Origin of the sequence: Pseudomonas sp. KCJK9016 (genome assembly GCF_046231795.1) — a bacterium.
Lineage (GTDB): Bacteria > Pseudomonadota > Gammaproteobacteria > Pseudomonadales > Pseudomonadaceae > Aquipseudomonas > Aquipseudomonas bananamidigenes.
Genome location: NZ_JBJJMM010000020.1, coordinates 21,105 through 47,739 on the forward strand (window position 1 = coordinate 21,105; position 26,635 = coordinate 47,739).

16 protein-coding genes are annotated in these 26,635 nt (G+C 58.0%); 8 read left to right on the forward strand and 8 right to left on the reverse strand.

Annotation, left to right across the window (positions count from 1 at the left end; genetic code table 11):
- Nucleotides 1–73: 73 nt before the first annotated feature.
- A complete protein-coding gene (gene pyk, locus ACK6BI_RS19485) occupies nt 74–1,525 on the reverse strand; it encodes a pyruvate kinase (RefSeq protein ID WP_260520754.1) in 1,452 nt (483 codons plus the stop codon).
- 171 nt (nt 1,526–1,696) lie between these two features.
- Here pyk and ACK6BI_RS19490 point away from each other — a divergent pair, with 171 nt between their 5' ends.
- Nucleotides 1,697–2,080, forward strand: a complete 384-nt coding sequence (locus tag ACK6BI_RS19490; RefSeq protein WP_409318351.1) for a tetratricopeptide repeat protein — start codon at nt 1,697–1,699, stop codon at nt 2,078–2,080.
- A gap of 216 nt (nt 2,081–2,296) precedes the next feature.
- Nucleotides 2,297–2,656 (forward strand): PilZ domain-containing protein, encoded by a 360-nt coding sequence (locus ACK6BI_RS19495; RefSeq protein WP_065258563.1) that lies wholly within the window; start codon nt 2,297–2,299, stop codon nt 2,654–2,656.
- Between the two features lie 153 nt (nt 2,657–2,809).
- Here the strand turns inward: ACK6BI_RS19495 and ACK6BI_RS19500 are convergent, their stop codons facing one another.
- Nucleotides 2,810–3,211 (reverse strand): DUF6124 family protein, encoded by a 402-nt coding sequence (locus tag ACK6BI_RS19500; RefSeq protein ID WP_409318352.1) that lies wholly within the window; start codon nt 3,209–3,211, stop codon nt 2,810–2,812.
- A 461-nt stretch (nt 3,212–3,672) separates the two neighbouring features.
- On the opposite strand from ACK6BI_RS19500, the gene ACK6BI_RS19505 reads away from it, so the two are divergent.
- Genes ACK6BI_RS19505 through ACK6BI_RS19520 form a run of 4 tightly spaced genes read left to right on the forward strand, consistent with a single transcriptional unit; the run spans nt 3,673 to nt 18,185 of the window.
- A complete protein-coding gene (locus tag ACK6BI_RS19505; RefSeq protein WP_409318353.1) occupies nt 3,673–6,342 on the forward strand; it encodes a hypothetical protein in 2,670 nt (889 codons plus the stop codon).
- Nucleotides 6,339–9,962 (forward strand): Tc toxin subunit A, encoded by a 3,624-nt coding sequence (locus ACK6BI_RS19510; RefSeq protein ID WP_409318354.1) that lies wholly within the window; start codon nt 6,339–6,341, stop codon nt 9,960–9,962. Before ACK6BI_RS19505 ends, ACK6BI_RS19510 begins: the two co-directional genes overlap by 4 nt.
- Nucleotides 9,963–10,020: 58 nt before the next feature.
- Nucleotides 10,021–14,166 (forward strand): neuraminidase-like domain-containing protein, encoded by a 4,146-nt coding sequence (locus tag ACK6BI_RS19515; protein WP_409318355.1) that lies wholly within the window; start codon nt 10,021–10,023, stop codon nt 14,164–14,166.
- 2 nt (nt 14,167–14,168) lie between these two features.
- The gene (locus ACK6BI_RS19520; RefSeq protein WP_409318356.1) at nt 14,169–18,185 is read left to right on the forward strand and encodes a hypothetical protein; all 4,017 of its coding nucleotides are present in this window, start codon (nt 14,169–14,171) and stop codon (nt 18,183–18,185) included.
- A 29-nt stretch (nt 18,186–18,214) separates the two neighbouring features.
- Here ACK6BI_RS19520 and ACK6BI_RS19525 read toward each other — a convergent pair whose 3' ends face one another.
- From ACK6BI_RS19525 to ACK6BI_RS19550, 6 genes are read right to left on the reverse strand one after another with little or no spacing between them, the layout of a single operon-like run.
- Nucleotides 18,215–19,546 (reverse strand): DUF58 domain-containing protein, encoded by a 1,332-nt coding sequence (locus ACK6BI_RS19525; protein WP_409318357.1) that lies wholly within the window; start codon nt 19,544–19,546, stop codon nt 18,215–18,217.
- Nucleotides 19,543–20,544, reverse strand: coding sequence for an AAA family ATPase (locus ACK6BI_RS19530; RefSeq protein ID WP_409318358.1), 1,002 nt, complete (start codon nt 20,542–20,544; stop codon nt 19,543–19,545). The genes ACK6BI_RS19525 and ACK6BI_RS19530 overlap by 4 nt, the downstream gene beginning before the upstream one ends.
- A complete protein-coding gene (locus ACK6BI_RS19535) occupies nt 20,541–21,707 on the reverse strand; it encodes a DUF4350 domain-containing protein (RefSeq protein ID WP_409318359.1) in 1,167 nt (388 codons plus the stop codon). The genes ACK6BI_RS19530 and ACK6BI_RS19535 overlap by 4 nt, the downstream gene beginning before the upstream one ends.
- Nucleotides 21,704–23,248, reverse strand: a complete 1,545-nt coding sequence (locus ACK6BI_RS19540) for a DUF4129 domain-containing protein (protein ID WP_409318360.1) — start codon at nt 23,246–23,248, stop codon at nt 21,704–21,706. The genes ACK6BI_RS19535 and ACK6BI_RS19540 overlap by 4 nt, the downstream gene beginning before the upstream one ends.
- A complete protein-coding gene (locus ACK6BI_RS19545) occupies nt 23,235–24,212 on the reverse strand; it encodes a stage II sporulation protein M (protein WP_409318361.1) in 978 nt (325 codons plus the stop codon). The genes ACK6BI_RS19540 and ACK6BI_RS19545 overlap by 14 nt, the downstream gene beginning before the upstream one ends.
- Nucleotides 24,209–24,934: an RDD family protein gene (locus ACK6BI_RS19550; RefSeq protein WP_409318362.1), complete on the reverse strand. Its 726-nt coding sequence runs from the start codon at nt 24,932–24,934 to the stop codon at nt 24,209–24,211. The genes ACK6BI_RS19545 and ACK6BI_RS19550 overlap by 4 nt, the downstream gene beginning before the upstream one ends.
- Between ACK6BI_RS19550 and ACK6BI_RS19555 the strand changes: the two genes are divergently transcribed.
- Together ACK6BI_RS19555 and sbcB are read left to right on the forward strand one after the other, a co-directional pair.
- Entirely contained in the window at nt 24,933–25,118 is a 186-nt protein-coding gene (locus ACK6BI_RS19555) for a hypothetical protein (RefSeq protein WP_409318363.1), read from the forward strand. The genes ACK6BI_RS19550 and ACK6BI_RS19555 overlap by 2 nt on opposite strands.
- A complete protein-coding gene (gene sbcB / locus ACK6BI_RS19560; RefSeq protein WP_409318364.1) occupies nt 25,115–26,545 on the forward strand; it encodes an exodeoxyribonuclease I in 1,431 nt (476 codons plus the stop codon). The genes ACK6BI_RS19555 and sbcB overlap by 4 nt, the downstream gene beginning before the upstream one ends.
- Nucleotides 26,546–26,635 lie beyond the last annotated feature (90 nt).

A 26,635-nucleotide genomic window follows, 5' to 3' on the forward strand; every position in this document is an offset into this window, starting at 1 on the left:
GTAACGATCAGTCTGAAATGAAAAAGCCCCGCCATTCACATGGCGGGGCTTTTCATTTACAGCAACCGGTCACTCAGACCTGCGGGTCGCCCACGTGCAGGATCTTCATGCCGTTGGTGCCGCCGGTGGTGTGGTAGCTGTCGCCCTTGGTCAGGATCACCCAGTCGCCTTTTTCCACCACGCCGCGCTTGGTCAGTTCGTCGATGGCTTTCTGGCTGACTTCGCTTGGCGGCAGGGATGCCGGGTCGAACGGCACGGTGTACACGCCACGGAACAGCGCCGCGCGGGCCTGGGCTTCACGGTGCGGAGTGAAGCAGTAGATCGGTACCGACGAGCGGATACGCGACATGATCAGCGGGGTGTAGCCGCTTTCGGTCAGCGCGATGATCGCCTTTACGCCCGGGAAGTGGTTGGCGGTGTACATGGTCGCCAGCGCGATGCTTTCGTCGCAGCGCTCGAATTCCTTGCCGATACGGTGGCTGGAGGTCTTGCTGGTCGGGTGCTTCTCGGCACCGACGCAGATGCGCGCCATCGCCTGCACGGCTTCCAGCGGATACTGGCCGGCAGCGGATTCGGCCGAGAGCATCACGGCGTCGGTGTAGTCGAGCACGGCGTTGGCCACGTCGGATACTTCGGCGCGGGTCGGCATCGGGTTCTGGATCATCGACTCCATCATCTGCGTCGCCACGATCACGGCCTTGTTGTGGCGGCGTGCGTGCAGAATGATTTTCTTCTGGATGCCCACCAGCTCGGCGTCGCCGATTTCCACGCCCAGGTCGCCACGGGCAACCATCACCGCGTCAGAGGCCTTGATCAGACCGTCGAGGGTTTCGTCGTCGGCCACGGCTTCAGCGCGTTCGATCTTCGCCACCAGCCAGGCAGTGCCGCCGGCTTCGTCGCGCAGTTGACGGGCGTAGTTCATGTCGGCGGCGTCACGCGGGAAGGACACCGCGAGGTAGTCGACTTCCATTTCCGCGGCGAGCTTGATGTCGGCCTTGTCCTTGTCGGTCAGGGCCGGCGCGGTCAGACCGCCACCGCGACGGTTGATGCCTTTATGGTCGGACAGCGGACCGCCGATGGTCACCACGCAGTTCAGCTCGGTGGCGGTGGCGGTTTCAACACGCATCACCACGCGGCCATCGTCGAGCAGCAGCTCGTCGCCCACGCCGCAGTCCTTGACCAGGTCCGGGTAGTCGATGCCGACCACCTGCTGGTTGCCTTCGGTCAGCGGATGGCTGGTAGAGAAGGTGAACTTGTCACCGATCTTCAGCTCGATGCGCTTGTTGGCGAATTTGGCGATACGGATTTTCGGGCCTTGCAGGTCACCCAGCAGGGCGACGAAGCGGCCGTGCTTGGCAGCCAGGTCACGCACCAGCTTCGCGCGAGCCTTGTGCTCGTCGGGGGTGCCGTGGGAGAAGTTCAGACGGGCGACGTCCAGGCCAGCCAGAATCAGCTGTTCGAGAACTTCCGGCGAGTGACTGGCCGGGCCAAGGGTAGCGACGATTTTGGTACGACGGACGGACATGCAAAGACTCCTCAGGTTCAAGCGCCAGCGAAGGCTACTATGCTCGAAGGGTGTAGTCATTGTTCGTTTGCACTACTTACGATTTTCTTTTTTGAACGCGACAATCGGCGCAAACGGCTCTGAAGATTTCTCACAAAGGGTCGATACAGAGCACAAGACAGGAGAACCACCATGCGATTGTTGCCCATTGCCGCCCTTGCCCTCAGCGTCCTCGCCGCTTCGGGCTGCACCCGTTGGTCGATGAACCATCATCTGAACAACGCCTACAGCGCCTATGACCGGGGCAACTGCGAGCAGGTGATGCTCGAACTGTCCAAGGTCGAACGCGCCAGTCGCGCCCGCCCATACGTGTGGCCGGAAGTGTCGATGATGCGCGGCCAGTGCCTGGAACGGCAAAAAATGTTCATCGATGCGGCGCAGACCTATCAGTTCATCATTGCCTCGTACCCCAACAGCGAATACGCCTACCGCGCCCGTGCGCGTCTGGAAACCCTGCAGAGCCTGGGCCACTACCCGACCCGCAGTGCCGCTGCGGTGCCACCCGCCCGTTTCTGATGGCGGTTGTCATACAAAAGCTGGCTGCTTGTATAGGGTGAGCTATAGTCCAGAGACACCGGTGCAGATGCGTTCTGTACCGGCGCAACACCTGCGACCGGCATGAGCAGTACGTGGCGAGCGCCACACCGGAAGCGGGGAGAGCGGGCCTGTCGGGCAGGTTCGTTCCGAAGCACAGTGCGGCCCGTTTTTCGGGCCATGCATGGCGATACGCTCATGTTTACCGACCGTCGAATCGAGCGGCATCAGTTGCCGTATTTTCTGCGAGTGTTCAACAGCGTCACCGACAAACCGATCGGCTTTATCGGCAACGTCTCCGAAGACGGGCTGATGCTCATCAGCCAGTTGCCGATGATGATCGGCGCCGAGTTCAAATTGCGTCTGAAAATCCCCGTGGGCGACGGCTGTCAGCAGGTGATCGACCTGACGGCGTGCTGCCTGTGGTGTCACGAAGATGCAACTCCGCAACATTACGACGCCGGCTTCAGCCTGTTCCGCACGCCACCGGAATATGGGCAACTGGTCGAGGCGTTGAAGCAGTATTTCAGTTTTCAGCCGTTGCCGGCTTCGGCCTGATTCGAAATCTCAAAAGCATCGCTGACAAGCCAGCTCCCACAGGGCCAAGTGGTGAACACAGATACTGTGAGCACCGGTACTCCCTGTGGGAGCGGGCTTGCTCCGGGCGGCGATCCGACGATGGCGTCATTTCAGGCAACCCATAACCAAAGGTCAGGCAATAGCAATCGCCCGCTCGTTATCCAGCGTCTTTTCCGCCAGCAACAACCCCATCTCGCTCAACTGATAGATCGCCATCGCCAGGTGCCGCGGTTTGTCGTCCAGGCTGTCGGCCAGGTCAAGCAGCAGAATGCTCACCGAAGAAAAGGTCTCGTAGGTCTGGATGGCGATCGCCTCGGGGTTGATGTCCGGATCGACCTTGAACATCTGCATGCCGCGACCCACGGAGTTACGCGGTTTTTCGGCCTTGGGGTTGAGGTAGAAGTCGAGGGCCCTGTGGGCCGCGTCGTGGAGTTTTTTTGAATCGATTGAAGCGTAGGGGGAGACCGGATCGGGTTGATCGGTCGGGTCCTTTGGATCGGTGTCCGCAGGGGGATTTGGAACTGGTTTTTTCATGTGTTTCGTACTCGTCGTTAAGGCCACCATCTGGCTCGCGACTAAACGAGAAAAGGGTGGCGGCTGTAAGCAGGTTAGTCGACCGGGAGTACGTACCGGTGCGCCCGAGGGCGCCCTGCGAACAGCCACCATCGAGTGCGGGGATAGGGACTACCCGACTGGATGACGCTTATGCGCAACGTACTAAAGACCCCGGGCGACTAAACCCGGCCGCTGATTGGCAGCGACGGGGATCAAGTTACGGGGCAACGCCAAGGCGCACAAGCCGGCGGATTCTGAGGGATTTGTAGGCAACGGCACAAGGCGTCGTAGCCCGTTGTTACGACTTGCAGGACGCTGCCGAAGAGGGCTGTGGGAAGAGTTACCGTTTGTCGAGACTGTCAGATTTTACAGGTAGGCATGCGCCCCGTCCCGGCGTTAAATCCATCACCAGCACCGTTAACTCGACGCGAGATGATGCCATGACAAACGACCAGCAAAGTGAATCCGCGCAAGAGGCGTCTTTCCCTTTTCGAATCACCTCCCATCGTGATGGAGAAGTGATCGACAATGAATGGATAAGTATTGGTGGTGTCCTCTTTGCACTCTTGGCGTACTCAGTTGTTAGCGTAATGAGAAAGGAAGCCGATGGCACCGAAACGCTGATCGGAATTGGCACCACTATCCCGATTCCGCTTCCCGACCCTGCGGATCCTGGTGGGCCTCTGATCGTTGCATGGACGACCGTAAAACTGTTTTTAAAAGAGGGATCGCACAGGATCTTCGCTCGAGTGCTTCCTGAGGACGATCCTCCGGTAGATACCGCCTTTGTTAACCTCCACCTGACACTGCCACTAGGCAACCCCACTTTCTCGAGCCCTGTGCAGAACGGGACATATGATCGGGACCTGACTGTTTCGGGTAGCGTGGCTGCGGGGTCAACGACCACTGGCGTCATGGTGAAAGTGTACATGGACCTGGGAACGAGTCCTCTTGGTCAAGCCAATGTCGCTAATCGTCGTTGGTCAATGCCGATAAGATTCCAGCCTGGTGTTCAAAGTATTGTGGCTGAAGCGGTCAAAGGGGCGGCATCCACAGGCCGTGTTGGCTTGGTGAAATTCTACGTGCGTCCTGAGCCGGTGAGCGAGTTGAAGGCCACCGTTTCAGCTGGCGGCGATGTTACTTACACCGGCACCGGGTATGTCGGTGCCGAGGGTGAAATCTATGACTTGAACAACAATATGGAGCCAGTACTGTCTTTCCCGGTGGACAACACCCCGTGGTCGAAGACGGTTCCCGACTCGCCGCCGGGCTCATACCACATTGGTGCCCGGCAAAGCGTCAGCGATGGTGTGGGTGGTCGGATCTATTCGGTCCGTAGCAATGAAATCAGTTACACCGTTGAAGTCCCTACTCCCACCTTGGTCGTTAAAGTCAATCCTCAGAGCCTGCCAGAATTTTCCGGTGAAGGCAGGATCTGGCCTGAAAAGCAGACAACCATCCGGATTTACATTGATGGCATGCCTCACCCGGACGTTCCTGATGGCGAGGTCACGACTAAGGGTGACTGGCTGATCACTGCCCGGCAGGCGTTTCCACCGGGTGAGTATTCGGTCACTGCAGAGCAGCGTTACAACGGTTTGGCATCAAAACGAACAGAACCGCAGATACTGGTCATTGAACCCTCGCGTCCGGCGCCCCCAGAGATCGAAACTGTCAGTGACGACGGAAGGGTTCCGACAATCAGCGGTAAGGGAATCTCTGGTGCGAGGCTGAAGCTGGTTTACAGCGATGACAGCACCGAGCATCCCATCGAAATCAGAAATGGCCCATGGAGTTTCCAGCGAGCTGACAAACCGTTGGCCCCGGGGCTGCGTTCGGTAAGGGCTTGGCAGGAAGTGGATGGACTGGCATCGGAGTCCGTTTCCAGGGACTTTGTCGTAGTTACACCTCAACCGGAGATCACGCTGCCGAGACAGGATGATCAGGTTGGGCCAGATACGGACGTTGTCGGGAGCAACGCCGTTGCCGGTGCCGTCATGAAGATCTACGACTATATCTCTGAAGAGGTGCTCAACTCCGCTCCGATGACTGTCGAGCATGAGGAGAGTGGTTGGCAGGTTGCCCTGAAAAACCTGCCTTTTGGTCGTCGTCACATTTTTGCCGTGCAGGATTATGAAGGCCAGTCCTCCAAACCCAGTGAGCCCTATCGATCTTTTGACGTAGTCCTCCAGCCACCTCAGATAGATAGCCCGGAAGCGGGAACTCATGTGACCAGCACTTCTGTATTCAATGGCAAAGCCAGAGCCTTCGCACTGATTGAGTTGCGCTTGAAAGGGGCCGCACCCGAAGACCAGATCGAGCACGTTTACGCTGATGAAAAGGGTGAATGGAATATAGAACTGACGTTACCGCTGGGGCCATGTTCCGTCAGGGCGAAGCAATCCATTGATGATCAGGAGTCAGTGTTCACTGAGCCCAGGTCATTCACTGTTGTACCTCGCGCAGCATCGATCGAGACGCCCGCTGACCAGGAACCGGTGGAATCACAATGCGTCATCTCCGGCTCCGCCGACTCGCCGGGCACTGTGACAGTGGCGCTGTCCGAGGATTTGCCCCCACTAGGAACGGTACCTGTGAAAGATGATGGGACGTGGTCAACGACGGTAAATCTGGAAAATGCGCCCGCAGGTATTCATTCATTGATCACGCGACTTTCGCAGCAGGGATTTGACTCGCACTGGTCGCCCCCGCGTTCGATTGTGTTGCGCAAGCACCCACCCCTGACAGCCACGCCGGATCAAGGGAACTGGGTCAACAATCGCGTGATGTTTGCCGGAAAAGCCCTGCCTGCAGCAGTCATTGAGGTGACGGCCTGGTTCAACCCCGACATCGACTGGGCGCCGAAGGGAACTCAGGCCGGTGCGTCAGGCGATTGGAGCGTTGAGTCTGAAACGGATCTGGTGCCGGGACCGAATCGGGCAATTATTCGACAGCGCTATGTCGATGAGGGCGGTCAGGAACATATTTCCGAGGCTGAGGTGGGTGAACGCTTCGAAGTCATTCCAGACAACGAGGGGAGTTTTGGCATCGGATCTTCCTTACAGGTCAATCATTCTTCCACAGCCACCCTGACAGGACGTGAATCATGACCCGTTCGATTAACGAGCCTTCGGTAAAGCTGTTCGATGAGTCTTTCGATAAGCCGGAACGTGAAGAGTTTTCCGGATTGCGCGGGTATTTCGAGCAGGGAGGGTCGATCTTTCCTGTAGTGGAGCAAGGGATCAAGCACCTGATGGATCAATACGCCTTGCCCGCTGACAAGGCCCAAAGGTTTTTGCAAAGAGCGAATGCATTGGCAGCCTATGTGGCGCGTCAATTCATCGAACAGAGCCTGACACGCAGAGAGATCAAAGAGCGTGCGTTGGTTCCGGGAGCGCCGACCTTTGAAGAAATATCGGAAATCGACTTCAGTGCACTTTGTCCACAGGACGCGCTGGAGTCCGTTGATTCCGTGGTGGCGTATCTGGTGGCATTGTTCCAATGGTTGGCAAAGGTCGAGGCGTACGGCGACACCACAATGATGATGCCATTAAAGGACCGGCGTCCGGATCTTGAAAAGTTGTGGATCGATTTTGCCAGCACCCATGGTCGGCTGTCGTCGGTGGAGATGGGCACCCGGGTGCTTGAGTCTTTCATCCAGGAGCACGCGCAGAGCGACGACACTCCGGTGGATATCGACGAAGAATTGAAGCTCGCGTGCTACCCGTTTTTGTTGCCGTTCTATCGGTCCTGGGAGGCGCTGAACGCCATCGCCAGGTTTCACGAAATGTCTGTGGGGGATCTGGTGCGACGCAGCGATCCGTCCGGCCCTGCTTTTTTATCCAAAGACGCGAAAACCGCCTACAGCGACCGAGCCTTGCGGCTGAGTTCGACACTGGGTCCCTATCGTCAGGCACTTTTGACTGCCCCGCCGGTATTTCCCGAGTTCACGGAGCCAAAAGATGCAACGCCTGATATCAGCACACCAGAGGCAGAAGCGTTCTACGAAAAGTTCTTCGGGGCCGACGGCATCCAGGCGCAGACCCTGAATGAAAAGAAAGAGTTCGGGCGGCGATCCGAACAACGTACCGAGGATATTGAGTCGATCCTCTCGTACAAACACTTTGCGCCCATCCGTTCTCCGAATGTTTCGTCTGTGTTTATTGAGGATGAAAACCCTGTTGGCTCTTTTTACGTAAATGGAGGGTACTCACCTGCTCTTGATATTCATGAAGAGGGGGCGCGGCACTTGATCCGGCATATTCCCAACTGGCGTGAGGAGCGGCTCAGTCGTTTCATTCGATTGAAGGGGTGGATGCAAACTACTGCCGCCGAGACAGATGCCCTGTTCATGGCGGTGAACCGAATCGAGACATCGCAAGAGGGGGAGCATAAGTGCTGGATGAACACGAATACGATGCGGGCGTTGGGCCAGTTCCACACGTTTCGTCAACGCTTCGATTGTCGCGCCGAAGAGTACGTGGCCTGGCTGGGACAACTGTCAATTGATGGGAGAGGTGACCAGCTTTCCCAATTTGACCGCGTGTTCAACGCGGAGACGTTCTTCCCGGCGCCGCTGAAAATCGATGATAAGCCGTTTCCGGTTATCCCCGATCCTGCCAAGCCTGAGCAAATGCTCACAATTAACCTGTTGTGCAACGGCCTGCGCATCAATCTGGAAACGTATCTTTATTTGGCGGTGGTGATTGCCGAGGCACTCGGGCTGGGCAACCAATTGAGTCGCAGTCTGAACGTGTATTCGGCTTTTTTTCGCTTGGTCACATTATCCCGGCAGTTGGGAATCAGCCCTCAGGAGACTTGTTCGCTGCTTGTCGTACTGGGGGACGGCAAGGCCACCTGGCTCAAGGCGTTAGCTGGCAATCCGTGCATCAACCCCTCTGACGACACACAGATCGATGCATTGCGTGCCATTGATGCGTTGACGGAATGTGTGGGCTGGTGGCGAGCCCATCAATTGAATCCGTCGTGGGTCATCAAGCAGTTAATCGCCCAACCGGCCCCCACCGTTGTGTCCGAAGCGGCTGCCGCACTGTTTGCTCAAATGCGTATTCAAGTGACGTCGGTGCTATTGACTGAAACTACGTTGCAGGAAGCGGGCGTCACGCCGTTATCCGGCGGCCGTGAATGGCTTGTCCTGTTGACGGCGCTGGTCAATGAGCGGGGGATTGTCATCAGCCAGAGCGATGAGCGAGAAACGAACTATGCAGCGTTCGCCCGACCCTTGATCGAGGACGCCGTCAATCAAGCCATCGGCGAGCTGAACGCTGTTCTGGTCGAGACGATTCTGAACGTCTTGTTGATCTGTCGGGAGGGCCAGATAAAGGTTGTCAGAGAAGGTCTGGTGACCTATGCCGGCATTGCTTCCCCGTTTGCCTTGTCGGTGTTGGCCTGGGCCGGGGGGCAGGTGTCGCAGTTGCTGGTGCAGGCGCTCAAGCGGTCGACTTCAAGCGAGGGGGAGTTGGCGGGGGCGCCTCAGGCTGAAGAACCGGGCGACCCGTTTTTGGCGCTGCTTGCGGACGTGCTGCGGCGAGCGGAAGTTGTCAATGAACTGGCAATCCCCGAGCGGGTTTTGAGTGAATACCTGAATTACGGCTATCAAAAATGGCTGGCGCTTGAGAGCAAGGCTGAGTTTTCCTTGCGCGTACTTTATTACCTGACCGTCTTCATACCCCTGCTTGAAGTCGCACAGCAGCCACTTGAAGTGTTGCTTGACTACTTACGACGGGTCAATGCGTTGCCTCAGTTGACCTCCGCGGACGGGAAGCGCCTGGCGAGCGAGATGGCGGCGAACCAACTGGCTGCACTCCTGGGGTGGTCGGCTCGGGACGTACATGCCTGTGCATCACACCTGAACGAACAGGCATTGATTCGCACGCTGCCGGAACTGGATGTCTTGCTGGCGATTCACAAAACGGCTACCCAAATGGGTCTGGATGCCCGCACGATCATCGACATCGGCAAGCTTCCTGCCGAGCTGAAGCCTGATGAAGATGACACGGGCTATCGTCTGGTAGCCGAGCGGGCACTGGAAAGTGTCTCTCAGCAATCGATTGCGACTGATACGACAGCGCTCGAGGCCTTTGCGACGGACTTCAAATTCGAATGTAAAGTCGACAAGACGCTTCTGGTGGCTAACAAAGTAGATGATGTCGCTACCTTCACGCTCACTTTGACAAATACAGCCGGTACGCCCTTGAAAGAAGTCGGTATTCATTGTCTGGCACGACTCGGGTGTTTTGAAAAGGAGAGAGTTCAGACGAATGCGCAAGGAATTGCCATTGCCAGATTGTATTCCTTTGCCAGCGACCGCCGGATCGACCAAGGGGTGGAAACACCCCAGTTCACCGTGGATATGGATGAGCCTCGACTGGCGGACAGTGTGGTCGTAGACAGTGAAGTGTCCTCACTGAGGTTCGATCCGGAGATGAAATCCCCGGTTCCTGAAACGCTCGAACTCAATCAGGAAATCGAGTTGTACGTGGCGTTGTACAACGCTCATCCACTCAATAATCCGGGAATCGGGAAGCAAGTGGTCTGGTCCAGCGACCAGGGAACGATACGCCCCTCCACCACACTCACTGACAAGAACGGCGTTTCCCGGGTTGTATTTACCCGAACGAAGCCCGGAGTTTGCACGATCAGTGCCGAACATTTGCTCAGTAGTGCAACGACCGAATTTGAATTCCCGGCTCTCACAACATCCAGGTAAGCAACCAATGGCTATCCATTGCGGATGACGCACGGTACTGCCGGGCAGGAGACTGTTTATGAGCACCATTGTTGAGCAATTGAATGCTTCCCGGCGTGATGCGCTGGTGGCTTATGCCAAGGGAAATGTCGCGCGAAAGTTTCGATCCGCAGGCTATTCGACGTCGGAACTGGGCCAACTGTTGGCCCATGACGTCGAGGATGGTGTCGAAGTGCAAACATCGCCGGTGGCGGATGCCATCCGCACGGCTCAGAGGTATGTCACCGGTATCTATAACAAGATGGACCCGGGTTATCGGGATGTTGATTTTCCAAAGACAGAGCTGAGCGACTGGGAGTGGTTTTACCGGGAGTACTCGAACTGGTCGGCGAGGACCAGCATCGAATTTTATCCAGAGAACTTCATGACATCGGATTTGCGTTTCAGCAAGACGCGGTTGTTTGAAAGTCTGGAAATGTATATTGACCAGGGACGGCTTACCAACGACACCGTACTGGCTGGTGTTCAGGAGTATGTTCGTGAGTTTGAAGGCATTGCCAACCTCGATGTGCTCAGTTGTTGCATGGACAGCCACTCACCTCCCGATGGCAATTACTGTTTTGTAGCTCGTGATCGAGTGCCGCCTTACGGTCTTCATTGGCGCAAGGCTCAGGTGGCTCTTACCCATCAGTGCACTGGCCTCAATCCTACGGACTGGAGTGAATACACCCCGATTGACGTGCCACTGCCGGAACATTTCGTCGATGTTCGCCCCGTATGGTGGAACGGACAGTTGTGGCTGGTGTGGGTGGAGTGGCATGAGCCTCTCGTAAGAGATGTCGACGGCGAGCCGGTCATCGATGTCCCAAGTCGGTTGGAAATACAGGCAGCCGTCAAACGTGAGAACGATCACTGGTCCGCGCCGTGGACGCTGCACTCTGTCGAATCAGAGAACAATCAGGGTTGGCTGATTGCCACGGTGGTCGCTGATGATTTGCAGCCCCGTGGTGCATTGACGGTGGATTTTATCAATGACAAGGGCACGATTATTCGTGCAACGCGGGATGTACTGCTTCGTCCGTTGAAGGATCACCCGTTGGCTTTCCCCCTGCTGACCCGGTTTGTTTTTCCCCACAGGGACATTGTTCAGCGGCCGGTTTCGTTCAGAGGCACGGTGTCGATCAGTCCAGCAGCGGCGGAAACGCCGGGCAGCCTTGTGGGCAAATACGGTTTGCATGTTGTTGCCTGTCGCTCTGCTGGTAAAGATTATGTGCTGGTGCGCGCCTACTGCGATCCGCTCAATTCTGTTGCCAAAGCCAAGGCAAAAAACAAGACCAGGACCAGGAGAGAGGCGAATGCGGATTTTGAGCTGACGCTGGAGAATCGTAATACTGATGATCCTTCGCCGATCAAGCAGTCTCTCTCGGATCAGGGGGGGTGGGAGTTCACTGCCGTGATGGAAATCAGCAGGAGTGCAGGTAGTTTCACGGAGCTCAGCTTTCTCCTGGGAGGGACCGAAACCAACAAAGGGACGTTCGGACGCGACCGATTCAAAGTTAAAGTCGAGACGCCTTTGTCGTTCGCTCCACAACCATCGCTCGTTCTGAGCAACGCCCAGGGCGCGCAGTTTTTAAGGTTCAATCAATCTGACTATGCACTCAGGGCCGTGCGCCTCAATACCTTGTTTGCGGCGGCGCTGGTGGCGGCAGCTGCGATTTCCATCGAGGCGGTCCTGGACTGGGCCATGCAGTTTTTCGTAGAGCCGGAACTGGACGCAGGCACCCCGATCTTCGAGCCCAATGGTTGTTTCGACGGGGCCAACGGGCTGTATTTCTGGGAGCTCTTCTATCACTTGCCAGAGTATGTGGCATGGCGCCTGACCGATGAGGGGCGTCATCAGGAAGCCCAGGACTGGCTGCATTACATATTCAATCCGGCATTACCCGAGGTCGCGGCCCATCTATCGCCGGAATCCGAGTTCAAGCCGGATCCCATGAAGGCCTGGTGGCGCTGCCGGCCGTTGGTTTCGCAAGGCCATATCGGTTGTGGGGCAGCGAGAGTGGCCGATCCCGTGGCGATTGGTTACGAAAAACCCCGGCATTTCCGGATTTACATATTCATGGCGTATGTGGCCAATCTGATGGCCTGGGGTGATCGGTTTTACCGCAATTTCACCAGTGACAGCCTGGAGGTCGCCCGGTCACATTACCTAAGAGCACAGCACTTGATGGGAACTCCGCCGGTAGTTGTCACCGCTACTCGTTGGGTTCCCAAAACCTTGAAAGATCTGTTGGAAGACACAAAGCAACGAACCGTTCTGGAAGAGTTCGAACGATCATGCCCGGTCAATTCTGCCCAACTTCCCTCCCGGTCAGGCACAGCTCCGTGGCTGGGTGTTATCGGCACCGAGAACTTCCGGCTCCCCATCAATGCAGAAACGATCCGCGCTTATGAGCTGCCGGGACAACGGCTGTTCAACCTGCGCCATGGCCTGACAATTGACGGTGTGCCGGGGAACCTGCCGCTGTTCCAGCCCAAGGGTGATCCACGGCAGTTGCTGAGTGCCCTGGCCTCGGGTGGATCCGCTCCTTCTCTGTCGATGGCTGGGCGGGTCGCCGACACCAGGCGTCGATGGTCATATTTGTTCGACGTTGCGATGTCTGGAGTGGCGACGCTGCAAGAGTGGGGCAATCGGGTCCAGAGCCTGCTACAAGAGTGTGACAACGCCGAGATGCTGGAGCTGGAACGTGGTCATCTGGTGGCTATGGGGGAGTACGCCAGGGTGATGCAGGAGCAGACGATCGAGCAACTGCTCGCCACCCAGGCCGCGTTGGAGCAGAGCCAACGCATGGCGCAAGAGCGTGCAGACGAGTTTTCCCGACGACATGCCGAGAATATTTCCCCCAAGGAATATTCGGTCATGGAACTAATGAATGCGGCCAGGGAGACAAATCTGTTATCGACGGTGCTTACAACCGTCGGCGGAGGCCTGGATGCTTTACCCGTGATCTTTGGTCTGGCGACTGGAGGGATGAGGCCAAGCGGCATACCCAACGCTGCAGCAGCCGTTCTGCAAATCACGTCCATGGCCAGTTCAATGAGTGCTGAAAAGAGCGCTGCCATCGAAGGTTATCGCCGCAGGGCGGAGGATTGGGACCACACACGCAAGCAGGCACTGGCCGAGGTCAAGGTGTTCGAAGCGCAAATCAACGCACACAAGCTGGGGCTCGAGGCGGCCAGAACCGGTCTGGCGCAAACCATTAAAAGCACCGAACAGGCACTTGTACAATTTGAGTTCGTTCAGAAAAGAGCAGCGGGGCTGCCGCTCTACAGATGGCTGCTTTCCCAATACAAGGTCTTGTATTACAAGGCCTACGATGCAGTGCTCGGTCTATGCCGCAGTGCGGAAACCGCACTGAAAGTCGAAACCGGTAATTACGATTTGCAATTCATTCGTCCGAACATGTGGCAGGACGACAAACATGGTCTGACCTCCGGTGACTGGTTGCGTCTGGACATGTTGCTCATGCAGACCCATCACGCCCAGCACCGTGAGTATCGACTCGAAATTACGAGAACGTTCTCACTGAAAGAGTTGTTCGATGACCCGCTTGATCCACAGGATGCCTTTACCGATTGGGAAACGGCTCGCGGCTCGCTGGTGAGCAACGGCGTATTGAATTTCAAGATCACCCAATTGCGTCTGGATCGTGATTACCCGGGCCTCTTCTGTCGCCAGATTGATGGGATAGAACTGACATTTCCGGCGGTGACCGGGGCTTGGCAGGATATCCACGCTCGCTTGCTGCAGACGGGCAGCGTGACGCTGGTCAAACCGGCGATCGGTGCGGTGAAGTATCTGCATACACCAGAATCCTCGGCGCCGCCGGCTGAGGTGGTTTTCAACATATTGAGCGGTCAGTCGATTGCCTTGTCATCGGGCATCAACGACAGCGGTCTCGTCACGCTGAAACCTGATGACGGTGGACTCAAACCATTCGAGTACACAGGTGCGGTATCGCAGTATCGGTTGTCATTTCCTTACCCCGATGAATCCGGCCAATCACAGATTCTCAACTCAATCACCGATGTCATCGTGCGGGTGCGCTACACCGCCAAGGATGGCGGACCCGTGTTTACCCGCAGTGTGCAAGATCTGGTGAAACGAGCGCTGGATCCCGAGAAAAAAGCCTCTTTGAGTAAATCCTCTAGAGGGAGGAAATAACGATGATTGGTAATAATGCTACGCGTGCGGACAAGAGCTTTGTACTCAATGGCAAGTTCATGGAGGGTTACAGCCATTGGACGTATAACAAGAAGGGGGCCCGTGATCGGCCCAAAGGTGAATGGAATGGAGAGGAAATCAGGTATCTGTTGATCATGAACGAGGCGGCGTTTTCTCAACCGCTGGTTTTGCCAAGATATTCGGGTGCAACAGCAGCCTATTCTTTGCGCTTTCTTTATTTAACCGAACACCCGGAACCCGGCGGTGTGGAAATTCTCAATGAAAGAACTGGAGAGCGGCAGCTGATCGAGCTATTACCCGACTCTTCGTTTGTACCGCCAAGTCATACCGGGCAAGAAGACCGGGTTATCAATTTCAAAGAAATGGAGGTTCCCGTCGGACTGGCTATAGAGGAAGGTGACAAGGTAATTGTCACCGTGAGCAGCCCAGCCAATCCGACAGGTGTTCGTGGTTCGGTCAGTATCACCCGTATCGAATTGCTGATGGTTCTGGAACCGCTGGTGGCGGAATATCTGAAGCTCGATGAACAGACGATCAAGGAGGGTGACAAGCTGTATCTGTGTCTGGGAGCAAAAGGCGAATATTGTCATCACTTTAGCGTGCAGCCGGTTGCGGGCAATCCTTGGTGGGGAACGATGGCCGCTCTGGGGATTATCGACAATCCTCAGGAGGCAATCACCAGTCAGCCAGCCATGGGTGAAGATCAGCCGATTGAGGCTGAATGGCTGCTGCATTGTCCGGAGCCGGACCAGGAGAACTATGAACTCACCTTGCAACTGCGTAATGAGTACACCGCCGAAACCTGTTCCATCCCGGCTTCGCTGGGGCATCACCGACTGGCAATCGCCGAGCTACAACAAGCGTCCCATGACCCGGTTCTTGAATATTCGGAGGAAGTGACGGTGGGGGTGCGGATAATTTCCCACTACACCAATGCTTCGGTGTCGAACCGCGACGTGACGTTCACTCTGGCGGGACGCACGCTGGACATTATCAAGACGGATGCGCAGGGGTGGGCCCGTTTACTTTATAAACCTGCAGATCACGGGTTGCACGACATCACGGCCTCGGTTGAAAGTCGGTACTACACGTCAGGGGTAATCAAACAGTCGATACCAGTCTTGGTGCATGAGATGGACCCATGGAAAGAGGCTAAGGCTCTCTTCGAAGGGATGACGGCCGCACAGTGGGGCGAAAAAACCGGATTCCCGGATCGTGGGTATCGGTACAAGGCGACGTTGGATCTACCGGCAGATAGTCCTTTGATTGGAACCGAGATGTCGTTGTCCACCAATGGCGATCCATTGACAGAGTTGGATACAACGGTAGCGCCCGCCGAGTCGACGCCAGTCCCGATCACTGGGCGACAGACCACTTGGGACTTTGACTGCGGCGACAAAAAAGATGGTCAGTTTGGAATGCAGCTCAGATGCTCCAGGCTACTCAGGCCTTCGCCCTCGAACTTGATGTTGTTGGCACGCAATCGACTGAAGATCGGTCAAGTCGTTGAAGCCGACAAATCGCCAGTGGTTGATGAGCGGGAAAGTGTTCAGGTGTGGATCCAGGTGCTGGCCGCCATTAGCGGTGAGCCGGTGATCGGGGCCGAGGTTCGTTGGCAGATTCCGGGCTCAGAGATCGTCAACCGTACTGGCTTGGACGGTTGGGCCAGTGTGCTGCATACATTCACTGAGCCAGGGAAATATTCCATCGTCGCCCTCGTGCCGGTTCTCGGGAGTGATCAACCTTTGACCCATACGTTCGAAATGGAAGCCCAGGCGAGCAGCCCTTGGAAGGGTCTATTGGACATGACGCTTGACGGTGTACCTGTTGAGCCCACCGTAGGGTTGGTGTGCTGGCGAGGAGCGTCGCCTGTTCTGTCCCTGATACCTTCACCCGGTAGCACGCTGATCGGCAAGCCAATCACCTTGAACTCGCGCAATGGAGTGCCCATTGAAGGGCTGACGGCTGAACCGGATTTGGGAACGCCCCGTGTATTGCCGGCAGAGGGCCTGCGCTGGACCTTGACGGCGGGTGACCAGAGCATTCGGTTTGGTCTGGATCTGCACAGCGATCAACTGACGTCCAAGCGTGAGTTGTCCGGTCGGGTAGTGTCCCGAAATTTTGCTGATGAAGGGCAATGGATGCTCGATCAGATCCAGGGAGAACTGGATGGCGAGCCCTTTCATCCGTGTATCGGGGCGTTACACCGGTTGCGGTTTTTACCTCATGCATTGAGTCCGTTGGTGGGGTTGCCGATGGATGCAATCTGGATGGGGCCCCCGCTCGGTATTGTCGTTTCTCCTGCGCCGAGCGAGATTCAACCCGTTACGGCGGGCGGCGTGTTGTGGTCATTCGATTGCAGTGCAAGCACTGAGGCGGGAGCATTTTCATGGGCAGTGGCTATTGCTTTACTGGGACTTGAATCAGCGGCGAAGCCGATGCAGTTGGGACATTACAAGCTTGACCTTGGGGCAGCCCGCGAAGCCGCGGTGGATCCGGTCGAGGCATTGGATGAAAGTGCCGTCGTTGGCCTTCGGTTGTTCTCCCGCTTCACCGGTCAGGCGGTTGAGGGGGCGGTGGTTGAATGGGTGGAGCAGGGACGCACATCGAGATCCTCGCCAACGGATCCCCGAGGCTGGGCATACCATCGCTCGGCACCTGCCGCAGCGGGGTCGAAGGAAATCGAGGCGTCTGTTTTCAGTGCTTATGACGGCACGCGGGCTACGCAGTCGTTCCAGATCAAGACCGTGGCTGCCAATCCATTGGGCTCACTCAGAATGTCTTTTGACGGGGGAGCGGAAACGCTGTTTGGCAGCGAGACGGTGTTCCCACGCCGTAAAGGCAAACATCATTTGCGGTTGTTCACCCACGACAGTGCCTTGAGGGATCAATGCGTGGCTATAGGATTTCAATCCTATAAAGGGCCGCAAGCGCTTGATATTGGAATCGGGCCTGTAGGGTGGGGAGACTGGCAAAAGCTCGGCGAAAAGGGTTTGGAATATTCGCTCGACTTCGGAGATGTAGAGGATGCAAGTTGTTCCCTGCAAGTAGCCGCCTCCAGAGTATTGCAGCTTTCGAAAAAACAACCGATGTCTTTGGGGGAAGGCTCCTCAACCCTGAAAATTTTACTTCAGGAAAAATCTCTTGAGACGTTGGAGTGGGGGAGCGATTTTCATGCCTTGGTCAGGATCGTTTCCAGTATCACCGGCAAAGGATTGGCCGGGGTGAAAGTGGCTTTTGAAAGCGTCTTTCAGCAGACAATCCATGCAACCACCAACTACTACGGCGAGGCCCGCGTGCGTTTCAAACCGACGCACGCAGGCTTGGGGATTTTGACAGTCAGGGCAGGGGAGAGTGGTGATCAGTCGACGTCCCTTACATTGCGATATACCGTCGAACAGCCAAGGCTCATAGCTGAACTTACAGTGCCCGATTCGGCACCAAATTTAGGTCAGGAGGTGACAGCCCAGGCCCGGGTGGTTTCAAGCCATAGCGGCGCGTCGCTTCCCGGTGTCGAAGTGATGTGGCAGTTGCAGAACAAGCTACTGCGTTCCTCGTTGACGGATAGCCAGGGCGTTGCAGCCTGTAAATTCAGAATCGAGGAGGCAGGAGAGAACGAGTTGTTGGCCATGGTGCGGGGAAGTTTGGTGGGGTGGGATGTGATGGCGGTTACATTCCGCGTTTCGAAGCCTTTGAGAATGATGGCCGAATTCAAGGGTGGAGGTGACTACCCGATAGATGAGCTCGCTCCGATTGAGTTCCGAGTCGTTTCTCTCCTTGATGGAGAACCGATCGCGGGTAAGGAAATATATTGGGAGAGGTATGGTAAGCCGTTGGAAAAAACGTTTTCCGGTTCGGATGGAAGGGTAGGCAGATCTTTCTCTTCGGAAGGCATGGTGGGCTATAAGGTGATTCGTGTTTTCATCCTGGATGAAAAAAATAACGTACTCGACGAAGAGACCGTTCGGATCCGGTTTCACGGGCAGCCTTCTTCTTGAGGTTGTTATTGAGTCGAGTATGAATTTCGTCAAGCTATCCCGGCTTTTTTCAGGCTTATGTAATGCGACACTAACTCGCCCCCCAGCTCTGAGGGGCGAGTGTCCAGTACGGGGACTCCATAAGTCCTCAAGCGTTCATGAATTTGTTCCCGTGCATTCAAATAATCCACTGAGGTGCAATAGGTCAGTGCCTCCGACAAGGATTGCGTCGACATGTGCTGTAGCGTGGCGAACAGTTCCTCGCGCAGGCTCGCGACCAGTACTTGGTGTTGCTGGCTCAGGCGTTTGATTGAGCTGAATAGCCCCTCATCATCCTCATCCCGAATATTGGTCACCAATACCACCAACGCCCGGCGTTTTTGCCTCGCCAGCAACTGATTTACCGCCGCCGGATAATCAGCAGGTCGTTGTGTGCTGTCGAGGTCGTAAACTCCATTGAGCAACACATTCAGTTGCCCGGCCCCTTTGACCGGAGCAACGTAGCGCGGCTGATCGCCGGCAAACGTACTCAATCCCACCGCATCCCCCTGCCGTAACGCCACATGACTCAACAACAGACAAGCATTCAACGCATGATCAAAATGCGACAGCTCTCCATCCTGACTGCGCATCTGCCGTCCGCAATCGAGCATGAAGATGATCTGCTGATCCCGTTCGTCTTCGTATTCCCGGGCAATCGGTGTGCGATGGCGGGCGGTGGCTTTCCAGTCGATCTGGCGCAGGCTGTCGCCTTCGCGAAATTCCCGCAGTTGATGAAACTCCATCCCTTGGCCACGGCGTTGGCGCTGGCGTACGCCGAGCTGGCTGAGCCAGTTGTCCACCGCCCGCAACTGACCGTCGTAAACGCGGGCGAAGTCGGGATAGACGCGGGTCTGGTCGGTGAGGTTCAGCAGGCGTTTGCCGGACCACAGGCCGAAAGGGCTTGGCAGGTTGAGTTCGCAGGTTTCGAAGGTGAAGTGGCCGCGTTTGAGCGGGCGCAGGCGGTAGCCGATCAGGCTGCGCTGGCCGGGTTGCAGCTCGGTGTCGAGCGGCAGGTTTTCGAAACTCAGGCCGTCGGGGACATGGTCGAAAATTTGAATGACCTGTGGCTGATCGAAGTCGTGTTCGACTTCCAGCCGGATTTCGCTCCAGCGGCCCAGTGCCAGGCTGCCAGGCAGTTGCCGATGTACGCGGGGCGAGGGCAGGCGCTTGAGGCGCAGCGCATCCAGCAGGCTCAGCACAAACAGCGCCAGCAACAAACCCCAGTTGATCGACAGCAGGCTCGACGGCACCTCGACATCCAGCGCTTGCAATGCGCCCAGCACAATGCCGATGGCCAGCAGGATCGCCAGCCAGATCAACAACAGGCGCGAGGGTTTCACAGGCGCGGCGCCGGCACTTGGTCGAGCAATTGCTGGAGCACCTGATCGACTTGCAGCCCTTCGATGTCCAGTTCCGGCGCCAGGCGCACCCGGTGACGTAAAACCGCCAGCGCGCAGCCCTTGATGTCGTCGGGAATCACGAATTCACCGCCACGCAACAAGGCCCGGGCACGGGCACAGCGCACCAGTGCAATGGACGCTCGCGGCCCGGCGCCGAGGGTCAGCCCCGGCCAGGTGCGGGTGCTGCGGGCGAGGCGCACGGCGTAATCGAGTACCTGATCGTCCAGCGGCAGATCACTGGCGATGCGTTGCAGGGCCTGCACGTCCCTGGCCTGCAACACCGTGCGCAGCGGTTGCACGTCGAGCATGTCGGCGCGGGTCGAGCGACTGACCTGACGCACCATGTCCAGCTCCTGATCGGCATCCGGGTAATCCATGCGCACCTTGAGCATGAAGCGGTCGAGTTCGGCCTCGGGCAACGGGTAGGTGCCTTCCTGTTCGATCGGGTTCTGCGTGGCGAGCACCATAAACGGTTGGGCGATCGGCAGGGCGCGGCCTTCGAGGGTGACCTGGCGCTCCTGCATCGCTTCCAGCAGGGCGGCTTGTGTCTTGGCCGGGGCACGGTTGATTTCGTCGGCCAGCAGCAGGTGGGTGAACAACGGGCCTTTGCGCAGTTTGAACTGCTCGGTCTGCAGGTCGTAGACCGCATGGCCGGTGACGTCGCTGGGCATCAGATCGGGGGTGAACTGGATGCGGGCGAATTCACCGCCGAAGCATTTGGCCAGGGCCCTGACCAGCAGGGTTTTACCCAGTCCTGGAACACCTTCCAGCAGCACATGGCCGCCGGCGATCAGCGCGGTCAGCGCGTCGTCGATCACCAAGTTCTGGCCAATCAGTGCTTTCTGCAATTCACCGCGCACTGCCTGGGCCAACTGCGTGGCGCGCTGGCGCTGCTGGGCCACGTGGCCGGGTGAACCGGGTTCGATGTGTTCGGTCATAGCGAGTTCCTCAGGGCTTGCAGGTGGGCGACCTGACGGCAGAATTCGGCACTGGACAGGCGCCGCTTCGGTACCGGGCTCAGGGCCTGGCTGATGGCGCGGGTTGGCTGGCGGGACAGACGTGACAGCGCCAGCCATTGTTCGGCGACGTTCAACTGGTCGAAACCGGGGTGACGATGTCGGGCACGGCGCATCACATCCTGCTGCAGGGCTTGCAGCAAGGTCTGCTGACCGTTCTGACGCAGGATGAAATCGGCACTGGCGCGAAGGTGCTCCATCAACTGACGACGACCGCTCGGGGCGGGCACCTGCACCGGGCCGTGGCGCATACCTGCATGCCAGAGCCACATACCGATCAGGGCCAACAGGGCGACGATGGCTTGTGGGAAATAGCGCCAGAGCAGGGTCAGCAGACCGTCGTGTTCGGCGTTGTACAGCAGCGTCACGGCGGTGTCGGCGCTCAGGTACCAAAGCAGCCAGGCATTGTCGTGCTCTGCAATGGCCGGGGTCTTCCACAGGTCGGCATCCGTCACCACGGTGATCGTGCCGTTTCCGTACACCAGTTGCATCATGTGGGTGGCTCTGGCGCTGTTGGCCCAGGCCTGGGCGAGGTTTTTCGGGTCTTCAAGGTGGAACGCGGTGTCGAACCCGGCGTAGGCAGGGGCGTCTTCGTCTTCCAGATAGAGCTTGGTCAGGTTGGGGTAAGGGTCTTCGCCGGCATCCGGTGGTGGGTCTTTCAGATCCTTGCTCAGGGACTGACGCAGTTGCACGCGGTCGAGCAGCAGGTCATTGCTCTGGCCGGTCTTCTCATCCCATAGCGACTCGGCGACGAACACCAGACGTCCGCCCGCCCGGGCCCAGTTCAAAACCTGATCGACCTGACGCGGTGTCATTTTCGAGCGGTCGTTGAACAGCAGCAGCAGGGTGTGTTGGCGCGGATCGATTTCGGGCAATACGGTCAGACTTTCGGCATGGTCGACGTTTATCCCGTGACCGCGCAGAAACATTTCCGCTGCCAGATAAGGATTGGCTTGCGCGGCGGGGGACGGGCCGTGATCGACCACGGCCTGGTAAGGCGTGGCCTTGAGGTACAGATAAACGCCCAGCGCGCCCAACAAGGCAACACTCAATGCGCCGATCAGCCCGATTGCGCGCCGGTTCAACGGGCAGCTCCCTGGCCGAACAGTGACCGCCAGCCATCGCACAATTCCTGTTGCAGATGCGCCGCCGGCACGCGGTGCCCGTAGGCCATGTTCTGCCAGTGGCCGGTGAGATGACGGCTATAGGCGAGCAGGTCGGGACGCTGTAAGTGTTCGATCCGGGCCAGTACTTCGTTTTCGGTGTCGGCAGGTTTCAGGATCAGGTTGAAGTCGTGCAGCAGATGGCTGAGCAACGCCCGGTACAGCAGGCCAAGCGCCGCGCGGGGCCGGGTTTGCCAGAGCTGTTCGGCGCTGGCGGCGATGTCGTCGGGCAGGGTTTCCCTGCTCAGGTCGAGACCGAAGGCTTGCTGTGGCACGGGCCGTTTTATCCCCACAGGCAGGGACGGGCGACGACTGACGAACGTTTGCAGAAGCTCGCGATAGCGCCAGATCAGCCAGCCGAGTGCACCGATCACGACGGCCCACAGCAACACTTCAATGGCTTTGGCCAACCCGTTCAGGTGTTGACCGTCGAGCCGGTCCAGCAAGGTTTTCAGCCATTGTGGGGCTTTGCTGTCCTCGGTCTTTTCGACGGTGGCAGGATCTTCGCCGAAGCGATAACGGGTGACGGTTTCCTTGTTCTTGAACGGTGGCTGTTCGAGCAAGGCCTCGATGCTGTCGCGGGATGCCTGACTGGTCAGTGGCTGATTCAGTAGTCGTGGCGCATCCGGAGCGATGGCGGGGGCGGCGGCCCATGCTGAAGGCACTCCCGGCAGCAACAGGCAAACCACCAGCAGCAAACCGAGTGCGCTGCTGTTCAGGCGCTGACGCAAGCGGCGGAAAACCAGTTCGATGTCCCACGCTTCCAATACCGTGCGCCGGTTCAGATACAGGCTGAAACCGCAGGCGACGTAGACTGGCTCCCAGATCACCAGCACCAGTGCATAGAAAGCATTGGTCAGGTGTTCGAGCCAGCGCCATTGATGGTCGGCGGCGAAGATCAGGCTCTGCCAGTCCCAGTCGGTTGCGACCTGCTGCGGCAGGAGCAGGTAGAACAGCACCATCAGTCCGATCCACAGCGCCGTTTCCAGATGGACGCCGATGATCGTCAGCCACTGGGCCGCGCCGGCTTTGCGTTGCAGCAGCACCCGCAGACGCTGCTGGCGGGCAAGGCCGCCCAGGCCTTCGAGCTGCACCACCGGCATCAGGAAACTGCGACTGAAGCTCAGGCGTCGCCAGGTCAGGCTGGCCAGCAGCTGTGGTTTGAGCAGGCGCGGCCATTGGCGTAACGCTTCTTTCAGGGTGGGCGTTTCGCCGAACAGGGCTTTGGACAGGATGTACAGCGGCAAACGTTCGTAAGCGGGTTTCAGCCACCAGAAGATGAACACGGCGAGCGATGGCGAATCCCAAAACAACAGGCTGAGCACCCCAAACAGCGGAAGGGTGATGATGGCCCAGCTGGTCATCAACAGACGCCGGTGTTGCTGGCTCATGCGCACGCCCAGGTCCATGGCTTCCCAGGTGGTACGCGGGCGGATCACCACGGTGGCGTCACTCAGGCGCATGGCGAGTCCTTCCGGCGAACAGCAGATAGGTCGCCACGCAGAGCCAGAGCCCGGCGCCGACCAGGTATTTGGTCTGCGGCGTAACCCCGGTGCGTGATGACCAATAGGCCTCGATAAACGCGGCGATCAGCAGGAACAGCATCACCCCGCAGATCAGCAGTACGCTCTGGCGCGCCGCGTGCCTCAGAGCCTCGCCCCGCGTCAGACGTCCCGGTGCGATCAACGCCCAGCCCAGTTTCAGCCCCGCAGCACCCGCCAGGGTGATGGCAGTGAGTTCGAACGCACTGTGACCGATCACGAACGACCAGAAGGTCTGACCGAAGCCGATTTCACTCAGATGCCCGGCCACGCTGCCGATGATCTGGCCGTTGTAGAACAGGAAAAACGCACTGCCCACTCCGAGCAGCAGGCCGCTGGCGAAGGTCTGAAAGGCAATGCCGATGTTGTGCATGATGTAGTAGCCGAACATCACCCAGTTTTCGCTGGCGGCGCGTTCGGCAGTGCGCCCGAGATGGCCGGCGACCGGATCGTACATGCCCTGCATCTCGCGTACCTGCTCGGCGGGGATCAGGTTGTAGATCAGTTCGGGATTCAGATACACCAGTACGCCGAATCCGATCAGGCTGCCGAAGAACAGCAGCGCGGCGACCAGCACGAAGCGCCATTCGGCCCGTACCAGACGTGGCAGCCCGGCCAGGATAAAACCCAGCAGGTTGGCGCCGAGCCGGCTGCGATGACGGTAAAGCTGTTGATGGCCGCGCAGCACCTGCTGCTGTAGCGAGTCGATGAGAAAACTGCTGTAGCCACGGTCCTGTGCCAGCGCCAGATGATGACAAAGTCGGCGGTAGGCCTTGGGAAAATCGGCCACTTGCGAGGTGTCCTTGCCTCGCTCCAGACGTTCGAGCGCGAGGGTGAAACGCTCCCATTCCGCCTTGTGACGACTTTCGAACAGGCTTTGCTTCATATCGGCCCCATCAGTCCGCGGGCGATGCCATTGAGTTCGCCGACGGCTTTCGGTGCGCTGATGTGCAGCGGCTGGGCCAGTAGCGCCGCGAGTTCATTGACCCGTGCCGTCGACAGTTCACCCTGGCGCTCGGCAAAGGCGAGCAGGGCGCGTTGTTCGTTCAGGGTAAGCGGGACGGGGGAGCGACGAGGCTCGGCATCAGGCAATGACGGACGCTTGAGCGGACGCTCGCTATAGACCACCAGCGTACCGGCCGCGATGTCACCGAGGCGTTTGAACGCAGGATGTTGCAGGCAACTGAGGGCGCCGAGGACATAGCCGAACGGCATCAGATCGACAAAACGCAGCAGATTACGCAGCAGCGAGGCCGACCAGCCTACCGGTGTGCCATCGTCGTGAACGACCCGCAAGCCCATCCACTGCTTGCCCGGCGAGCGCCCCTGGCGCAGCACCTCGAACAGCACCATGTACCACCAGCTTACGGCGAACAACAGCAGCGAACCCAGGCCGATGCCGAGTTTGCCGAGCAGTGCCAGCAGCATGAACAGCAGCCCCAGGATCAGTCCGCGCAACACCAGATCGATGGTGAACGCCACGGCACGCACCATCAGGCCGGCGGGACGCAGCGGCAGGTCGATGCCTTCCGGCGTTTCGACCTGATGCCGTGTGTCCAGGGGCGGGTCCAGCGTTGCTTTCCATTGCGGTGCTGAGGTCTCGAGCATGGGCTACCTGATGTTGCCGGATCGGGATACGAGTGAATCCGATGCTAGCAGCCTCACGGGGGAAAACGACATAACTATGTATCGCCCTTCGCTCAGGCAAGTGTGCCTGAATGATGCCGTGCTGGCCGCGACGGCGGTCGAACGCCTAGACTTTGCCGATCTTCAGTTCAGGAACCGCCCGTGACTTCCATCTTCTGGTACGACTACGAAACCACCGGCATCAATCCCCGATGCGACCGCCCGTTGCAGGTTGCCGGGATTCGTACCGACCACGATCTCAACGAAATCGACGAACCGGTCAATCTCTACTGCCGGCCCAGCGAAGATATCCTGCCGCACCCGGCAGCGTGTGCAATCACCGGCATTACCCCGAGCCGCCTCGCCGAGCAGGGCTTGAGCGAAGCCGATTTCATGACCCGGGTCCACGCCCAGCTCGCCGCTCCCGGCACCTGCGGTGCCGGCTACAACACCTTGCGCTTCGACGACGAGATGACCCGCTACAGTCTGTACCGGAATTTTTTCGATCCCTACGCCCGAGAATGGCAGGGCGGCAACAGTCGCTGGGACCTGATTGATGTGGTGCGTGCCGCTTGTGCGTTGCGTCCCGACGGACTGGTCTGGCCCACCGATGACGAAGGCAGGGTCACGCTCAAGCTCGAACGCCTGACCGCCGCCAATGGCATCGATCACGGCAACGCCCACGAGGCCTTGTCGGACGTGCGCGCCACCATCGCCCTAGCCCGGCTGATCCGCGAGAAGCAGCCGCGGTTGTACGACTGGCTGTTTCAGCTGCGCAGCAAACAAAAGGTGCTGGATCAGATTCGTCTGTTGCAGCCGATGGTGCACATTTCCGGACGGTTCTCGGCGGCGCGCAGTTTTGTCGGCGTGGTGCTGCCGCTGGCCTGGCATCCGCGCAACAAGAACGCGCTGATTGTCTGTGATTTGCATCTGGACCCGCAGGGCCTGCTCGATCTGGATGCGCAAACCTTGCGTCAGCGCCTGTATACCCCTCGAGACGAATTGGCCGAGGGCGAACTGCCGGTGCCGCTCAAGCTGATTCACATCAACAAGTGCCCGGTGGTTGCACCGCTGTCGGTGCTGCGTGTCGAAGATCAGCGGCGTCTGGGGCTGGACATGGCGCTTTATCAGGCCCGAGCATTGCGACTAAGTGACGCACACCAAGTTTGGAAAGATAAGATCCCGGCGATTTATGCCAGCGAAGATTTCACCCCGAGTGAAGATCCCGAACAACAGTTGTACCACGGATTTATCGGTGATCGAGACCGGCGACTATGTGAGCAAGTGAGGACGGCAGATCCCGCGCAATTGGCGCGAGAACAATGGCCGTTCGATGACGAACGTTTGCCTGAATTGTTGTTTCGATATCGAGCGCGTAACTTTCCGGATTCGTTGAATTCCGAAGAGCAAGAACGCTGGAAAATCTTTTGCCGACAACGCTTGTCCGACCCTGAATGGGGCGCTCCTAATACCCTGGAATCTTTTGCAGAGGCCGTGGAGCAATGGTTGCTAAATGCGACGCCGATGCAGAGTGAGGTGCTTGTTGAATGGCGGAATTATGTCCAGGCATTACGCAAACGTTTGAATCTTTGAAATCGAACATGTCTGCCACATGAATGACAGGCATAAAAAAACGCCAGCGAATGCTGGCGTTTCTGTTGTCGCAGGTGGACTGCAACAGGA